Origin of the sequence: Paenibacillus vietnamensis (assembly GCF_020169515.1) — a bacterium.
GTDB classification, from domain to species: Bacteria; Bacillota; Bacilli; order Paenibacillales; family Paenibacillaceae; genus Pristimantibacillus; species Pristimantibacillus vietnamensis.
Window position 1 is genome coordinate 519,056 of sequence record NZ_JAHMHW010000001.1, and the last position, 16,886, is coordinate 535,941.

A 16,886-nucleotide genomic window follows, 5' to 3' on the forward strand; every position below is an offset into this window, starting at 1 on the left:
GGGGAATGAAGGTATCCAATGTAACAGTAAGGCGCCGCTTATTCATCATTTTGATATTGGGCGGCGCCGCTTTTCTTGCTTTATGCTTCCGGCTGGGGTACGTACAGCTGTGGACGGGCGAAGAGCTGGCGGACAAGGCCGAGGATTCATGGAGGCGCAATGTGCCGTATATGGCCAAACGCGGGGAAATCATAGACCGCAACGGCGTCAAACTGGCTTATAATGTGAGCTCTCCTACGGTATATGCGATTCCGGTGCAGATCAAGGATAAGGAAAGCACGGCGGCAGCGCTGGCTCCGCTCCTGGATATGAGCGTCGATACAATATTAAAAAATATTAAGAAAAAAGAAATGGTCGTCAAAGTAGGATCGGGCGGCCGTAAAATCACGATCGACAAAGCCGAGCAAATTCGTAACCTGGCGCTGCCGGGAATCGTTGTAGCAGAGGACAATAAACGGTTTTACCCGTTCGGAAGTCTGGCCTCTCATGTGCTTGGTTTCACGGGCATCGACAATCAGGGCTTGACCGGAATCGAGGCCAAATACGACAAGGAGCTGAGCGGAATCAAGGGCAGCGTTTCGTTCATGACGGACGCAGCGGGACGACTCATTCCGAATACTACTGATACGTATAACGCTCCTCAGGACGGGCTGACGATGCAGCTGACGATCGACCAGAACATTCAGACGGTCATGGAGCGGGAGCTCGATCAGGCAATGACCAAGCTTCAGCCTGACGGCATCATCGCGATTGCGATGGATCCGAATAACGGTGAAATACTCGGCATGGCGAGCCGTCCAACCTTCGAGCCGGATAAGTACCGCGAGGTCGCAAGCGAGGTTTATAACCGCAATCTGCCGATATGGATGACATACGAGCCGGGTTCCACGTTCAAAATTATTACCCTCGCGGCCGCTTTGGAGGAAAAAAAAGTCGACTTGAAAAACGAGCGATTTTTCGATCCGGGCGCCATCGAGATCGGGGGGGCAAGGCTGCGCTGCTGGAAAAAAGGCGGCCACGGCAGCCAAACGTTCCTTGAAGTCGTGGAAAACTCCTGCAACCCCGGATTTGTGACGCTAGGCAACCGGCTGGGCAAAGAAAAGCTGTTCGATTACATTAAAAATTTCGGCTTCGGCACGAAAACCGGCATCGACATTCCAGGCGAGGAGAACGGGATTTTGTTCAAGCTAAGCCAGGTCGGCCCCGTCGAGCTCGCTACAACGGCTTTCGGCCAAGGCGTATCCGTGACGCCGATTCAGCAAATTGCGGCCGTGTCGGCCGCGATCAACGGCGGAACGCTGTATAAGCCGCATGTCGCCAAGGCTTGGATCAACCCCGAGACGAACGAAACCGTTGAGACGGTCGAACCGGAAGCGGTCCGCAAAGTCATATCCGAGGAAACGTCAAAGCAGGTGCGCGAGGCGCTCGAAAGCGTCGTAGCCCAAGGAACGGGGAAAAACGCATTTATCGACGGCTACCGTGTCGGCGGCAAAACGGGAACGGCGCAGAAGGTCATCAACGGAAGGTACTCGCCGAATGAGCACATCGTATCGTTCATCGGCTTTGCTCCGGCAGACGATCCGCAAATCGTCATCTACGTAGCGGTCGACAACCCGGAAGGCATTCAATTCGGCGGCGTGGTGGCTGCCCCGATCGTCCACAACATTATGGAGGACGCCCTGTCGATTCTGGAAGTGCCCCCGCGCGAGAAGCAAATCGAGCGCGATTATAAATACGGCGAAACGCCGATCGTAACCGTACCGAATCTGGTGGGGAAATCGGTGGCCGAGCTTTACGAGGATTTGAACATGAATTTTAACCTGACGACCGCCGGCTCCGGCAAGACGGTCATCCGTCAGGCGCCGGCCGCAGGTACCCGCGTCGATCGCGGCTCCACAATCCGTATCTATTTAGGCGAAGATGATAATATATCCCACACCCATTGACTATAATGGTAGTTAACGAGGGCGCTTCTGACGGTATGCGCGAAGGTCCGCCGGCGCCCAAGGGGAGGGGTTGAGGCAGATGCGTTTAAAGGAAGTTGCGGAGCTGCTTATCACATCACGCCTGGTCGGCGATGGGGAAATCGAGCTGACCGGCATCGGAAACGATTCAAGAAAGATCGTCCCCGGATCGCTGTTCATTTGCCTGAAGGGGCGTACGGTGGACAGCCACGACTTTGCGCCGCAGGCCGTTGCGGGCGGAGCCGCTGCGTTGATTGTGGAGCGCGAGCTCGCGCTCGGAGTCCCGCAGCTCGTCGTCAGGGATTCGAGGCTGGCGATGGCGGTCATCGCCAATCACTATTACCGGTACCCGAGTCAAACCTTAAGACTGATCGGTGTGACAGGCACAAACGGCAAAACGACGACCACGTACCTGATTGAGCAAATTTTAAATGCTTGCGGCCTTTCCTCCGGAGTCATCGGCACGATCGAGCTCCGGTACTCGGGCCGCTCGTTTCCGATGTCGGGCACGACGCCGCAGACGCTGCAGCTGCAGCAGTATTTGAGCAGGATGCTCGAAGCGGGGACGCAGTACTGCGCGATGGAGGTGTCGTCCCATGCCCTCGAGCAGGGCAGGGTGAAGGGCTGCCGTTTCCGGACGGCGGTGTTCACGAACCTGACGCAGGATCATCTCGATTACCATGAAACGATGAACCGTTATGCGGCGGCGAAAGGCTTGTTTTTCTCAAGACTCGGCAATGTGTATGCCGCCAAGGAGCAAGACCGCTCCTATGCGGTGCTGAATGCGGACGATCCGTTGTCGGCCGCCTACTCTGAACTGACGGCTTCCGAGGTTGTCACTTACGGGATCGATAGCGATGCGGACGTGCGCGCAACGAACATTCGCATAACCGCGCAGGGGACGTCCTTTCACGTAAGCACGTTTCGCGGGGAAGCGGACGTGACGCTGCAGATGGCAGGCAAATTTAACGTATATAACGCTTTGGCGGCAATAACGGCCGTACTGCTGGAGGGAGTCGAGCTGAACGCGATAACGGCGGGCTTAAGCGCGATTCCCGGCGTACCCGGAAGGGTGGAGGCGGTGAACGCCGGACAGTCCTTCGCTGTCATCGTCGATTACGCACATACCCCCGACGGGCTTGAGAACGTGCTGCGGGCCGTACAGCAGTTTGCCGGGAAACGGATTATTTCCGTATTCGGCTGCGGCGGCGACCGGGACCGGACGAAGCGCCCGCTGATGGGACAGATTGCGGCGAAATATTCCGACTACAGCATCGTCACGTCGGATAATCCGCGAACGGAGCCTCCCGCCCGCATTTTGAAGGATATTGAAGCAGGACTTATCCATCAACGAATTGACTCTTCAAAGTACGAATTAATAGAAGACAGAAGGGCCGCGATTCAAAAAGCGGTTGAAATGGCAAGCCCGGGCGATGTAGTATTGATTGCGGGGAAAGGTCATGAAACCTACCAGGAGATTAACGGAGTCAAGCATCCGTTTGACGATCGGATAGCGGCAAAAGAAGCGATAAGGGGAATCATAAATTGATTAAACGTACGATCAAGCAAATAGCCGAAATGAGCGGCGCAAAATGGAATGGAAGCGAGGGCGGTGCTCTGGTGTCGGGCGTATCGACCGACTCCCGAAGCGTCCGGGAGGGACAGCTGTTCGTGCCGCTCGTCGGCGATCAGTTCGACGGACACGACTACGTAGAACAGGCAGCGCGCAGCGGAGCCGCTGCGGCGCTCTGGCAGAAGGGGCGCGAGGTGCCGGAGGCGCTCGCGGACTTTCCGCTGCTTATTGTCCGGGATACGCTGACCGCGCTGCAGAAGCTGGCCTCGTCCTACCGCAGCGAGCTGCTGGTGAGGGTCGTAGGCATTACGGGCAGCAACGGCAAAACAACGACAAAAGATATGACAGCCGCTATATTGGGTACTACTTATAAGGTGCACAAAACGGAAGGAAACCTGAACAACCATATCGGTCTTCCTCTCACCGTGCTGCAGCTTGACGAAGAGACCGAGGTTGCCGTATTGGAGATGGGGATGAGCGGCTTTGGCGAAATCGAGCTGCTGACCAAAATCGCCCAGCCCGACGCAGCCATCATTACGAACATCGGCGACGCCCATCTTTTACAGCTTGGCTCGCGGGCCGGCATCGCGAAGGCGAAGCTGGAAATTGCACAAGGGCTCAGCGAGGACGGTTTGCTGCTTTATAACGGCGATGAGCCGCTTCTGGAGACCGAGCTGGCTCGAGCGTCACTGCCGGAAGGCATTGTGCTCCGGACCTTCGGCCTCGGAGAGCGCAACGAATGGTCTGCGGCTGACATTGTGATCGAGCCGGAAGGCGCATCGTTCACGGCCGTATCGGGCGGCGTTCCGAGCGAAGCCGGCACGGTCCGCATCCCCGTTCCTGGCAGACATAATGTCAGCAATGCGCTGGCAGCCATTGCGGTCGGCCGATTTTTCGGCGTTCCGGCTGCGAAGATTGCCGATGGCTTCGCCGGCATGAAGCTGACGGGAATGCGGATTCAGCCGGCCCGCGCCTTCAATGGGGCTATGCTGCTGAATGACGCATATAACGCCAATCCGACGGCCGTCAGAGCGGCCATCGACCTGGTCGAGCAGCTGCAGGGCTACCGCCGCAAATGGATCGTGCTCGGCGACATGCTGGAGCTGGGACCTGAAGAGAAGGAGCTCCACTACGAGGTCGGGGCTTATATTACGCCTGACAAAGCGGATGCGGTGCTTGTCTACGGACCGTTGTCCGTTCACACCGCCGAAGGAGTGAAGTCGCGTTTTCCGGCCGGTGAAGCGGAAGAGGCCGTCCGTCACTTCGGCGAGAAAGGCGAGCTTGCGGATTGGCTGCGGGGCCGGCTTTCGCCGGACGACATCGTGCTTGTGAAAGGCTCCAGGGGCATGCGGATGGAACAAATCGTGCAGGCGCTAGAGGTGGGGTGAGGACATGGACATGATGGTCATTTTACTTTCGATCGGCGCTTCCTTTCTGCTAGCGGTACTGCTCGGACCATTGTTCATTCCTATGCTCCGGCGTTTGAAATTCGGCCAGCAAATCCGCGAGGAAGGCCCCCAAAGCCATTTGAAGAAAAGCGGCACGCCTACGATGGGCGGCATCATAATTATGATCGCGCTTATGATCGCTTTTATTAAATTTTCCGACAAAACGGCGGATTTTTGGGTATTGCTGACGGCCTCGCTAGGCTTCGGGCTTGTCGGGTTTCTGGACGATTACATCAAGATCGTGTTCAAAAGATCGCTCGGCCTGACGGCACGCCAAAAGCTTCTCGGCCAGCTGCTGTTCTCCATCATCGTATGCGCAATGCTGTACAACATGAACCACAGCACCGAAATTACCGTTCCGGGAACGGGCTGGGGCTTCGATCTCGGCTGGTTCTATTATCCGCTGGTCGTCATTATTATGTTTGCTGCAAGCAACTCGGTTAACTTCACCGACGGGCTGGACGGCCTGCTGGCCGGTACAAGCGCAATTGCCTTCGGGGCGTTTACGGTCGTCGCGCTGCAAACCTCGGCTCACGAATCAGCCGTGTTTTCCGCAGCCATGGTCGGAGCCGTTCTCGGCTTCCTTGTGTTCAATGCGCATCCTGCCAAGGTGTTTATGGGCGATATGGGCTCGCTCGGAATCGGCGGCGGCATTGCGGCCGTTGCTATCCTGACGAAGACGGAGCTGTTGCTCATCATTATCGGCGGCGTATTCGTATTGGAGATGCTTTCGGTCATTTTGCAGGTTGCTTCCTTTAAGCTGAGGGGCAAACGTATTTTCAAAATGAGCCCGATTCACCATCATTTCGAGCTTGTCGGGTGGTCGGAGTGGAAGGTCGTCACCGTATTTTGGCTGGTCGGCCTGGTGCTAGCGGCTATCGGATTGCTGTTTGTGATTTAGATGATTATGGCGGGAAGTATGGATATCGATCCGCTGCCAATAAATTTACAATTGCAGGCGGCTTCCGCCCTGGGCGGGGCCGCTTCATGTATCTATAGAAGGGACTGTCACATATGAACCATCCGTCAACGTACAGCGGACGCCAGGTCGTCGTGCTGGGTCTTGCCCGAAGCGGCGTAAGCGTGGCGAAAGTTTTCCATCAATTAGGAGCCTTGGTCGTCGTAAACGACAAGAAGGAGCGAGAACTATGCCCCGAAGCGGATGAGCTGACTGCTTTGGGCATTTCTGTGATATGCGGTTATCATCCGGAAGACCTGATTACGGAGCAAACGGCCCTGTTAATTAAAAACCCGGGTATCCCTTATTCAGCCCCGCCAGTTGAACAAGCGTTGAAGCTCGGCGTAGAGGTAATTACGGAGGTGGAGGCCGCTTACTGGCTGTCGCCCGCACCGATTATAGGCATTACCGGATCCAACGGAAAAACGACGACGACAACGCTGATCGGCAAGCTGCTCGAGTCGGCCGGCATGAATCCGATCGTCGCGGGCAATATCGGACGGCCTTTATGCGAGGCGGCATTGGAGGCGTCGGAGGATCAATGGATCGTTGCGGAGCTTAGCAGCTTTCAGCTGAAGGGGACGGATGCATTCCGGCCGCGCGTCGCCTTGCTGCTGAATATTGCTGAGACGCATCTGGATTATCACGGCGATATGGACGATTACGTCAATTCCAAAGCCAAAATATTCGACAACCAGACCGAGGAGGACGCGGCCGTCATCAACTGGGATGATCCCGAATGCCGGGCGATTTCCTCGTTTCTGACGGCGCAGCAGCTGCCGTTCTCGCTCTACGAGCGTCTCGAGACAGGCGTTTACATAGAGCCTCCTTATGAGCGCGCCACTGTGGCAGAAGCAGCGGACGGGAGCGCGGTAACGCGCAATATCGTTTACAGCTTCGGCGACGGCACGGTGCATACCGTCCTTAAAGTCGATGAGCTCGGTATCCCGGGCCGCCATAACGCCGCAAACGCGCTTGCGGCCATCGCAGGCTGTCTCGCTGCCGGAGCCAAGCCGGAACAGCTGGCCGAGCCGCTGAGAAGCTTCAGAGGCGTTGAGCACCGGCTCGAATATGTACGGGAACGAAACGGCGTTACATTCTATAACGATTCGAAAGCGACGAACCCGGTTGCGACGACGATGTCTGTGCAATCATTGTCCGCTCCCGTCGTACTGGTCGCCGGCGGCCTTGACCGGGGCTCCGATTACATGGAGCTGGTCCCTCTGTTCCGCGACCGGCTCAAGGGACTCGTCGCCATCGGGGAAACGCGTGAAAAGCTGGCTAAGGTAGCCGAGCTCGCAGGTTTAGAGGCCGTGCAAACCGTCGAACCTAGTGAAGACGCCGAATCGGTCCTGCGCGAAGCGGTGAAGCAGGCGGCCGCGATGGCCGAGCCGGGAGATATCGTTCTGTTGTCTCCTGCATGCGCAAGCTGGGACATGTTTGCATCCTATGAGCAAAGGGGACGCATTTTTAAGGATTCGGCGCATACCTTGTAAGTAGGGGGCATGTCCCTACTTTCCCATGCTAAGAGGTGTGTTCGCTATGGCCAAAGCGCGTTCTGCCCCGGATCTTTGGATGATTGCCGCAATAGGGCTCATACTCGCAATCGGATTGATCATGGTATACAGCGCGAGCGCCGTTCTCGCTTATCACGAGCACGGCGATCGTTTCTATTTTGTGAAAAGACAGGCTTTGTTTGCCGGCCTTGGGATCGGCGCGTTAATATTTACGATGAATATGCACTATTCCCACTGGAAAAGATGGGCTCCGGCCGCCTTGCTGATCTGCTTCGGCCTGCTGGTTATCGTTCTTATTCCAGGCATTGGCGTCGTTCGCGGCGGTGCGCGAAGCTGGCTCGGTATCAGTTCGTTCGGCATTCAGCCGTCCGAGTTCATGAAGCTTGCCATGATTCTATTCCTGTCGAAATGGCTGTCCGAGAAACAGCAGTCGATCACTCTTTTCACGAAAGGGCTTATGCCGCCGCTTGGACTGGTCGGACTAGCCTTCGGACTGATCATGCTGCAGCCGGACCTTGGCACGGGAGCCGTTATGCTCGGTGCTTCTCTATTGCTGATCTTTACGGCAGGTGCGAGAATGGCCCATCTGGGCGGCTTGGCGCTCGTCGGAGTCGCGGGCTTTATCGGTTTGATCATTGCGGCGCCTTACCGCCTTAAACGGATTACTTCCTTTCTCGATCCTTGGGCCGACCCGCTTGGGGGCGGCTATCAGATCATACAATCCCTGCTCGCCATCGGACCGGGCGGTTTAGTCGGTTTGGGGCTTGGAATGAGCCGCCAGAAATACAGCTACTTGCCGGAGCCGCAGACCGATTTTATCTTTTCCATTATCGCCGAGGAGCTGGGCTTTATCGGCGGCATCACTTTAATCCTGCTCTTCCTTGTCGTTGTATGGCGGGGAATCCGGGCGGCGATTGCGGCACCCGATACGTTTGGCAGCTTGCTTGCCGTCGGCATTACGGGAATCGTCGGCGTTCAGGTGCTCATCAACATTGGCGTCGTTATCGGCATGATGCCGGTCACCGGCATTACGCTGCCGCTCGTCAGCTACGGCGGCTCCTCATTAACCCTTCTATTGACGGCCTTAGGAATCTTGCTTAATATTTCGCGCTATTCAAGATAAGGCGGCTTGGCGGTCGTGTGTATCTGCACTTGCCTTACCTGACATAAGGCGGCAACGGGAAAGAGCGGCAAGCGTTTTGCGGCTACTCCCATTGCCGTTTCGCTTGTCCGGCAGTGCGATGCGGTCCATGCCGGCACCGTCTAGGCTGCTGTCACACAAGAGCCCGCAAGGGCATAAGATACATCATATTCGTGACCGTCGCCCGAAAGGGCCGGTTATGGCAACACGAAGACGGCGGCTGCGTGCCGGTCCGGCTTCGGAAAAGGCAAATCTGTCGATGAGCCCATCAACAGGTAAGCGGATGCTTACGGTGCAAACCTTAAGGAGGTACTACTATTGGAAGCATTTAAAGCGGAATTGGAACAAGCTGGTGTAGGCGACGTTTTGTACAATGAACCGCTCTCGAACTACACGACCTGGAAAATCGGCGGTCCCGCCGATATTCTAATCCTCCCGGGAGGCAAGGACGAATTGATCGCTGCGGTACGTCTGCTGCAAAAGCATCAGGTGCCGTGGATGAATTTGGGCAGAGGCTCAAACATGTTGGTGAGCGACAAAGGGGTTCGCGGAGTTGTCATTAAACCGCACAGAGGGCTCGATTACGTGCGTTTTGAAGGAACGACCGCCATTGCAGGCGCTTCGTATTCGTTCATTAAGTTTTCGGTCATGGCAGGGAAGGAAGGGCTGACCGGGCTGGAGTTCGCGGGGGGAATTCCGGGCACGGTAGGCGGAGCCGTCTACATGAACGCAGGCGCGCACGGATCAGATGTGTCACGTATTTTCAAGTCGGCTGACATTGTACTGGAAACGGGAGAATTGGTTCGCTACGAGAAGGACGACATGCGCTTTTCCTATCGTCATTCCATCCTTCAAGAACAGAAGGGGGTTGTCGTAGAGGCGACCTTCGAGCTTGCGGAAGGCGACCGGAAGGAAATTGCGGCAGCCATGGCAACCCATAAGGACAGGAGGCGCAAAACGCAGCCGCTTCAATCGCCTAGCGCAGGCAGCGTATTCCGCAATCCGCCGAACGATCACGCCGCACGCCTCATCCAAGAGGCGGGACTAAAGGGCGTACGTCGTGGAGGAGCGCAGGTTTCCGAACAGCATGCCAATTTTATAGTGAATACCGGGCAAGCGAAAGCCGAAGACGTACTCGCCCTCATCGCACATATTCGAAGCACCGTACAAGAACGCTTCGGCATTCTGCTGGTGCCGGAAGTATTGGTGGTGGGCGAGCGGTAATTCGGAGGTGATACATTGGACAAATTGGTGATTGAAGGCGGGAAACCTCTCTCAGGAACCATAGTTATCCAAGGAGCGAAAAATGCCGCTTTGCCGATATTGGCAGCCAGCTTGCTGGCTGAAGGCACAATAACGATCGATCATGTGCCGAATTTGCTTGATATCGATGTCATGCTGAACATTTTGCGCGAATTAGGATGCCGCGCCGAGCATAAGGAAGGAACGGTTGTGCTGGATACCGAAACCGCACATACGTCCCACGTGCCGGAACCGTTAATGAGACAGATGCGTTCTTCCATATTTCTGATGGGACCGCTGCTTGCAAGGTTTGGAGAAGCACAGGTATACCAGCCGGGCGGCTGCGCGATCGGCGAACGCAAGATCGACCTTCATCTGGAAGGCTTGCAGGCGCTTGGCGCGGAGATCGAGGAGCTGGGCAACCGTATCATATGCCGCGCGGATAAGCTGAAAGGCGCGGATATTCATTTAAGTTTTCCAAGTGTAGGCGCTACTGAAAACATTATGATGGCCGCCGCGCTTGCCGAAGGCCGGACGACGATCAGCAATGCGGCCCGCGAGCCGGAAATTCAAGATTTGCAAGGCTTCCTCAACGCGATGGGCGCTAAGATTATGGGCGCAGGAACGGATACGATCACGATCGACGGGGTACAGTCGCTGACGCCATGCCGTTATCAGGTCATTCCGGACAGAATTGTCGCCGGAACGATCATGGTAGCCGCCGCCGCGACCCGCGGCCAGGTGACGCTCCAAAACACGAGACCTGCCCACTTATCCTCCTTGATTCACGTTATGCGCCGTGCAGGTGTTCAAATCGCGATTGACGGTGATATAATTAAAGTTGGCAGCGCAGCTAGAGCGAAGGCGGTAGAGAGAATCGTAACGTCTCCTTATCCGGCTTTTCCTACCGATTTGCAATCTCAGGTCATGGTGATGCTAACGCTTGCTGACGGCGTAAGCATTATGAAAGAAACGATTTTCGAAGGCAGGCTCAAGCATGTGGATGAGCTGACCCGCATGGGTGCGGACATTCGCGTGGATATGAACGCCGCCATCATCCGGGGCGTGCCGCGTCTGTACGGCGCTACGGTGGAGGCCACCGATTTGCGCGCGGGCGCAGCGCTGGTCATAGCCGGCTTGGCCGCTCAGGGAAAAACCGTAGTGGAGCAGATTCATCATATCGACCGCGGTTACGACCGGATTGAAACGATGCTTTCTCGGCTTGGAGCGCGCATCTCGCGTTACTTGCCTGTGCCTAACAATCAGTAATTTAGCGCTATAGCTGCAAGATAGAAACGGCCGGCTGCCCTTTCAAGCTTCGCGAGCAAGGAACGCCGGAAGTTTTTTTGTAAAGGAAGGGACAAGTTATGAGCGCACAGATGCCCGTACTGAAGGAACCGGGCCGGAAACGGGTGGGAAGCAGCAAGCTTCTTTTTATTCTTCTTCTATTATTTATTGCGATTCTTGCGGTCTTATTCTTCAATTCTTCAATTAGTAAAATTTCAGAAATCCAAATTGAGGGAAATCGCTTCTCAACGCAGGAGGAAATCGAACAAGCTGCGGCAATCGTGATCGGCGACGCTTTTTTCGGAACGACCTCCGGCATGCTGGAGGATAGGGTGAGCGCGCTGGCTCCGGTCGAGAAGGTTACGGTCACAAAAGTGTTCCCCGGCGTAATCAAAATATTGGTGCAGGAATATCCGGTCGTCGCTTTCGAACTGTCGGATGAGGGGGAAATGACGGCACTCCTGTCGAACGGAACGACGGTTGACGCCAGCAACGACCAACTGATGCTGATCGATAAGCCGGTTCTGACAGGCTGGGCTGCGAACGACCCGTTAAAGGGCGAATTGACCAAGCAGCTTGCCCAAATTTCGGCCAAGCAGCTGTCCGACCTGTCGGAGATCATTCCGATTCCTTCCAATGCCTATCCCGACCGCATCCTCATCTATACTAGAACGAGGTTCGAGGTTATAACGGCCATATCCGTTTTGAAGGAAAAAATCGACGCGCTGAATGCCGTCATCGAAACGCAGGAGCCCGGTAAAATTACGATGCTCCTTGCCGACACGTATGTCCCTTTTGATCCCGAAGGTTCAGAAAATATGGACTCCGGCCAAAAAGAGACTACTCAATAGCTTGAAAGAATGGTAGAATTTTAGTTATCGCATTTATACTCGCTGGAGCTGGATAACATTAGGATTTATGGGGCTTCGCAAGGGACGGCGCCTGACAGGAAGTGAACTTTTAACGAAAAATTTGTTGAAAAAAGAGGGAAAGTATTAAAGGCGTTGAATATGTAGAAAGACCTTGAGCAACAATGCAAACGGCTGGCGCCGCCCTATGGGAGGGACAGCCCGTTTTGCGATAAATGATAAGCTGGTTTATAGTTGTGAAATTTATAACTTCTTATCATGGATGAAGGACCGCTGCAGCACGCATTTTAATTTTTATTTGAAACGGAGGTGCCGCGAGTTGAGCAGCAACGACATCATTGTCAGTTTGGACATCGGTACATCCAAAGTTCGTGCTATTATTGGTGAAATGAATAATGGAGCCATTAATATTATTGGAGTTGGATCTGCCGACTCGGAGGGTATTCGCAAAGGGGCAATTGTAGATATTGACCAGACCGTGCAATCGATCCGCAATGCGGTAGAGCATGCGGAGCGCATGGTTGGCATTCAAATATCAGACGTATATGTTGGAATTCAGGGCAACCACATTGCGTTGCAGACGAATCGTGGCGTCGTTGCCGTATCCAATGAGGATCGTGAAATAGGCGAAGAGGATATAGAACGCGTTCTGCAAGCGGCGAAAGTCGTTGCACTCCCCCCGGAGCGTGAAATTATTAATTTGGTTCCGAAGCAATATCTGGTTGACGGATTGGAAGGCATTTCGGATCCGCGCGGCATGATCGGTGTGCGTCTTGAGGTCGAAGCGACCATCGTCACGGGGACGAAGACGGCGATACATAATCTGATGCGCTGCGTGGAGAAGGCGGGGCTGCGGATATCCGGCGTCATTCTCATGTCGCTCGCATCGGGCGTCATGTCCCTTACGAAGGATGAGAAGTCAATCGGAACCGTACTTACGGATATCGGCGCAGGATCGTGTACGATCGCGATATACGATCAAGGCGGGATCGCCGTTACGTCAACGCTTCCAATCGGAGGCGAATATGTAACGAACGACATCGCCTACGGCTTGCGTACGCAAAGCGAACAGGCGGAGAAGATCAAACTTAAGTACGGCTGTGCGAACGTGCAGGACGCCGCTGACGACGTCCGGTTCAAGGTGACACGGATGGGCAGCAACGTGGAGAAGGAGTTCTCGCAGCTCGATTTGGCCAGCATTATCGAACCGCGGATGCAGGAAATTTTTCATCTGATCCGGCAAGAGGTGCGCAGGCTTGGCTACGGAGACAAGGTGAACGGCTACGTGCTTACGGGCGGCGCCGTATCGATGCCTGGAACGCTGGCTTTGGCCCAGGCGGAGCTCGAATCCTCCGTGAGAATCGCTCTTCCTGATTATATCGGCGTAAGAGACCCTGCTTTCAGCAGCGGAGTCGGTATGATACAATACGTGTCGAAATATATGGGTGCCGGCGGCGGCAATAGCCCCGCCAAGAAAACGCCGAGCCGCAAAGCAGCTCCAGCAGCTACAACCAAACCCGGTATGTTCGAGCGGATCAAGAGCATGTTTAATGAATTTATTTGACTACTATGAGAATATAAGTCTCACCTCTATACGATACTTATATTTCACCGCGAAACGTACCTGAGACGTCAATCATACATGACGGCAAAGGGGGTTTACGCTTGACTGGGGGAAAATGAACGATGTTGGAATTTGATTTTGAGCTTGAATCCATGGCTCAAATAAAGGTAATTGGTGTTGGCGGCGGCGGCAGCAATGCGGTCAACCGAATGATTGAGAACGGCGTTAAGGGCGTTGAATTTATTACGGTTAATACCGATGCCCAGGCGCTGCACTTGGCGAAATCCGAGCATAAGCTGCAAATCGGCGATAAGCTGACCCGCGGCTTGGGCGCCGGCGCTAACCCTGAGGTAGGCAGCAAGGCGGCCGAGGAATCGCGCGAAATCATCATGAACCAGCTCAAGGGTTCTGATATGGTATTCGTAACGGCAGGTATGGGAGGCGGAACCGGTACAGGCGCGGCTCCTGTCATCGCAGAAATTGCGCGCGAATGCGGCGCGCTGACGGTAGGTGTCGTTACACGGCCGTTTACCTTTGAAGGAAGAAAGCGGTCGACTCAAGCCGAGCTCGGCATCGAAGCGCTGAAGGAAAAGGTCGATACGTTAATCGTTATCCCGAATGACCGGCTTCTCGAAATCGTTGACAAGAAAACTCCGATGCTCGAGGCGTTCCGTGAAGCGGACAATGTTCTCCGGCAAGCGGTTCAAGGCATTTCCGACCTGATTGCTGTACCGGGCTTGATCAACCTTGACTTTGCCGACGTGAAAACGATCATGACCGAGCGCGGCTCCGCCCTGATGGGCATCGGGATCGCGACCGGCGAGAACCGTGCGGCGGAAGCGGCCAGAAAGGCTATTATGTCCCCGCTTCTCGAAACATCGATTGACGGCGCACGCGGCGTAATCATGAACATTACGGGCGGCACGAACCTGTCGCTGTATGAGGTTAACGAGGCGGCGGAGATCGTCATCTCTGCCTCCGATCCTGATGTGAACATGATTTTCGGTGCGATTATCGATGAAGAACTGAAGGACGAGATTAAAGTAACGGTCATCGCGACCGGCTTTGAGCATAAATCTTCCGGCCCGATCAGACGCGCTCCGCAGCAGCAGCCGCAGCAGGAAACGCAAGAGTCTAGACAGACGAACCACTCCTCCGGAGTAAAGCCGTTTGGCAATAACCATACTTCAAGCGACCAGCTTGAAATTCCGGCGTTTCTGCGCAACCGTCCGCGGGGCGACAGATAATAGCAACAGCTATCCCGTCATACCGGTTTTTACCGGTACGGCGGGATTTTTTGCGTTTTTTTGCGTTTAGCCTACGGCCCGCAGCATCGACTTACGTGAAAAGAAAAGGTATGAAGCTGACGGTTTTTATTCCCGGTCTCGACAAAAAAAGATGTGTCATGCCGTCATGAATAGACAGACTTTGAAATAGGATTTTAATATACTAGTCTCAATCGTTCTCCAGGGTACCGAGTCTGCAAACCCGATCAACGGAAGTAGCAGGAAGGTGACCGAATGGCTATATACGTGGATGTCATGTTTTTGAGGGAAATGCTTGTGGATGGCGCTATTCTACTAACTTCAGCCTGGGCGCGCCATTTGAAACCGAAGCCGTGGCGAGTGCTGCTTGCTTCCGCAGTCGGCGCTTGTTATGTCGTATTGATGCTGTTTCCGCCGTTATCCTTTTTGTTTACGCTTGTCGTCAAAGTAATGATCTCGTTCGTCATCGTTTGGATTGCGTTCGGATTTGCATCGATACAACAATATTTGCGGAATATCGCTGCTTTCTATGCGGTGAATTTCGTTGCTGCCGGCGCGGTGCTAGGTCTTTATTATTTGTTCATGCAGGGCTCTGGAGAAGTATGGAGAACGATTACGTTCGTGAACGGCAGCATGCGGGTGGAGCTCAAGATGGGACTGTTTTATTTCATTGCTGCGTTTTGTATCGGAGTGTATGTTTACCGTTCCGTATTAACGCAAAAACGAGAACGGGAGCTGGTGCAAACTCATTTAGCTGAAGTGAAAATTACGATTGGAGAGCGCATTCAGACATGCACAGGCTTAATCGACACAGGTAATCAGCTGTATGATCCGCTGACACGGACGCCGGTAATGGTGACGGAAGCTTCATTATGGCAGGAAGATCTGCCGGAATCGTGGTTAAAGAGCATCCATGAGGCCCAGGTTGACAGGCTCGTTGCGGGAATGGACGATCAGGACTTTGCGTGGCAGGACAGACTTCGGCTCGTGCCCTTCCGAGGGGTAAACCGCGGCTCCCAATTTATGCTGGCGCTTAAGCCGGATGCAGTTGAGATTACGAGAGAAGGACAAGTTTTTGAAACGCGAAAGGTTCTGATCGGGCTTGATGGCGGGAAGCTGACGTCTGATGGTGCATATCGAGCGATTATCCATCCGTCAATGGTACAACGGCAAGCGTAATCGGTGAACTAATGGGTACCGTCAGCTCGTAATGCTTAAACAATCGGGGAGGGATGGGCCAGATGCTCGTCAAGTATAAATTGATTCTTCAGTTATATTATTATCGGGTTTTGTTTTTATTCGGGTTAAAGAGCGAAGAAATTTATTATATTGGCGGCAGCGAGGCGCTGCCGCCTCCTTTGACCCGCGAGGAAGAGGAATATTTGCTGGAGAAGCTTCCTAGCGGGGACACGGCGATAAGAGCGATGCTGATCGAACGAAATTTGAGGCTGGTCGTCTATATCGCCCGCAAGTTTGAAAATACCGGAATTCATATCGAGGACCTGGTGTCGATCGGCGCAATCGGTCTGATTAAAGCGGTAAATACTTTTGACCCGGAAAAGAAAATCAAGCTGGCGACCTATGCTTCCCGCTGCATCGAGAATGAAATTTTGATGTATTTGCGACGCAACAGCAAGACCCGGACCGAGGTATCGTTCGATGAGCCGCTTAACATCGATTGGGATGGTAACGAGCTTCTCCTGTCCGATGTGCTTGGAACGGAGAACGATACGATATACCGGAACATCGAGGAGCAAGTGGACCGCAAGCTGCTGCACAAAGCGCTGGATAAACTGACTGAGCGGGAACGTATCATTATGGAGCTGCGCTTCGGTCTTGCTGACGGCGAGGAAAAAACGCAGAAGGATGTCGCGGATCTTCTCGGCATATCCCAATCGTATATATCCCGTCTGGAGAAGCGGATTATTAAGCGGCTTCGCAAGGAATTTAATAAAATGGTGTAAAGGCGCCGACTACCGGGCGTTGTCGAACGATGTCGGATCAGGAATAAAATGACCGCTCAAGGAGATAATGTACATTAATGTTTCTCCTTGGGAG

13 protein-coding genes are annotated in these 16,886 nt (G+C 54.3%); all 13 read left to right on the top strand.

Annotated features, from left to right (window positions below):
• Positions 1-5: 5 nt before the first annotated feature.
• The 13 genes from KP806_RS02125 to sigE all read left to right on the top strand — a co-directional run bounded on the left by KP806_RS02125 (position 6) and on the right by sigE (position 16,792).
• Entirely contained in the window at positions 6-1,946 is a 1,941-nt protein-coding gene (locus KP806_RS02125) for a stage V sporulation protein D (protein ID WP_224721896.1), read from the top strand.
• A 79-nt stretch (positions 1,947-2,025) separates the two neighbouring features.
• Positions 2,026-3,513 carry a UDP-N-acetylmuramoyl-L-alanyl-D-glutamate--2,6-diaminopimelate ligase gene (locus KP806_RS02130; RefSeq protein WP_224721897.1) on the top strand — a complete coding sequence of 496 codons (1,488 nt, stop codon included), beginning with the start codon at positions 2,026-2,028 and terminating at the stop codon, positions 3,511-3,513.
• Positions 3,510-4,925: a UDP-N-acetylmuramoyl-tripeptide--D-alanyl-D-alanine ligase gene (locus KP806_RS02135; protein ID WP_224721898.1), complete on the top strand. Its 1,416-nt coding sequence runs from the start codon at positions 3,510-3,512 to the stop codon at positions 4,923-4,925. Before KP806_RS02130 ends, KP806_RS02135 begins: the two co-directional genes overlap by 4 nt.
• Positions 4,926-4,929: 4 nt before the next feature.
• On the top strand, positions 4,930-5,886 hold the full coding sequence (gene mraY, locus KP806_RS02140) for a phospho-N-acetylmuramoyl-pentapeptide-transferase (protein WP_224721899.1): 957 nt from the start codon (positions 4,930-4,932) through the stop codon (positions 5,884-5,886).
• A 113-nt stretch (positions 5,887-5,999) separates the two neighbouring features.
• Positions 6,000-7,439, top strand: coding sequence for a UDP-N-acetylmuramoyl-L-alanine--D-glutamate ligase (gene murD, locus KP806_RS02145; RefSeq protein WP_224721900.1), 1,440 nt, complete (start codon positions 6,000-6,002; stop codon positions 7,437-7,439).
• 46 nt (positions 7,440-7,485) lie between these two features.
• Positions 7,486-8,583, top strand: coding sequence for a stage V sporulation protein E (gene spoVE / locus KP806_RS02150; protein WP_224721901.1), 1,098 nt, complete (start codon positions 7,486-7,488; stop codon positions 8,581-8,583).
• 336 nt (positions 8,584-8,919) lie between these two features.
• Positions 8,920-9,825 carry a UDP-N-acetylmuramate dehydrogenase gene (murB, locus tag KP806_RS02155; protein ID WP_224721902.1) on the top strand — a complete coding sequence of 302 codons (906 nt, stop codon included), beginning with the start codon at positions 8,920-8,922 and terminating at the stop codon, positions 9,823-9,825.
• A 15-nt stretch (positions 9,826-9,840) separates the two neighbouring features.
• Positions 9,841-11,112, top strand: coding sequence for a UDP-N-acetylglucosamine 1-carboxyvinyltransferase (gene murA / locus KP806_RS02160; protein WP_224721903.1), 1,272 nt, complete (start codon positions 9,841-9,843; stop codon positions 11,110-11,112).
• Positions 11,113-11,210: 98 nt separating this feature from the next.
• Positions 11,211-11,981 (top strand): cell division protein FtsQ/DivIB, encoded by a 771-nt coding sequence (locus KP806_RS02165; RefSeq protein ID WP_224721904.1) that lies wholly within the window; start codon positions 11,211-11,213, stop codon positions 11,979-11,981.
• Between the two features lie 337 nt (positions 11,982-12,318).
• Complete coding sequence (ftsA, locus tag KP806_RS02170; protein ID WP_224721905.1) at positions 12,319-13,563, top strand: cell division protein FtsA; 1,245 nt, start codon at positions 12,319-12,321, stop codon at positions 13,561-13,563.
• 122 nt (positions 13,564-13,685) lie between these two features.
• Entirely contained in the window at positions 13,686-14,810 is a 1,125-nt protein-coding gene (gene ftsZ, locus KP806_RS02175; RefSeq protein WP_224721906.1) for a cell division protein FtsZ, read from the top strand.
• Between the two features lie 273 nt (positions 14,811-15,083).
• Complete coding sequence (gene spoIIGA, locus KP806_RS02180) at positions 15,084-16,007, top strand: sigma-E processing peptidase SpoIIGA (protein WP_224721907.1); 924 nt, start codon at positions 15,084-15,086, stop codon at positions 16,005-16,007.
• A 62-nt stretch (positions 16,008-16,069) separates the two neighbouring features.
• Positions 16,070-16,792, top strand: coding sequence for an RNA polymerase sporulation sigma factor SigE (gene sigE / locus KP806_RS02185; RefSeq protein ID WP_224721908.1), 723 nt, complete (start codon positions 16,070-16,072; stop codon positions 16,790-16,792).
• The last annotated feature ends 94 nt before the right edge of the window (positions 16,793-16,886 follow it).

Excerpts from the sequence above, each read along its gene's own strand:
- KP806_RS02125 (WP_224721896.1), top strand. The coding sequence starts at position 6 with ATGAAGGTATCCAATGTAACAGTAAGGCGCCGCTTATTCATCATTTTG.
- KP806_RS02130 (WP_224721897.1), top strand. The coding sequence starts at position 2,026 with ATGCGTTTAAAGGAAGTTGCGGAGCTGCTTATCACATCACGCCTGGTC.
- mraY (WP_224721899.1), top strand. The coding sequence starts at position 4,930 with ATGGACATGATGGTCATTTTACTTTCGATCGGCGCTTCCTTTCTGCTA.
- murD (WP_224721900.1), top strand. The coding sequence starts at position 6,000 with ATGAACCATCCGTCAACGTACAGCGGACGCCAGGTCGTCGTGCTGGGT.
- spoVE (WP_224721901.1), top strand. The coding sequence starts at position 7,486 with ATGGCCAAAGCGCGTTCTGCCCCGGATCTTTGGATGATTGCCGCAATA.
- KP806_RS02165 (WP_224721904.1), top strand. The coding sequence starts at position 11,211 with ATGAGCGCACAGATGCCCGTACTGAAGGAACCGGGCCGGAAACGGGTG.
- ftsZ (WP_224721906.1), top strand. The coding sequence starts at position 13,686 with ATGTTGGAATTTGATTTTGAGCTTGAATCCATGGCTCAAATAAAGGTA.
- spoIIGA (WP_224721907.1), top strand. The coding sequence starts at position 15,084 with ATGGCTATATACGTGGATGTCATGTTTTTGAGGGAAATGCTTGTGGAT.
- sigE (WP_224721908.1), top strand. The coding sequence starts at position 16,070 with ATGCTCGTCAAGTATAAATTGATTCTTCAGTTATATTATTATCGGGTT.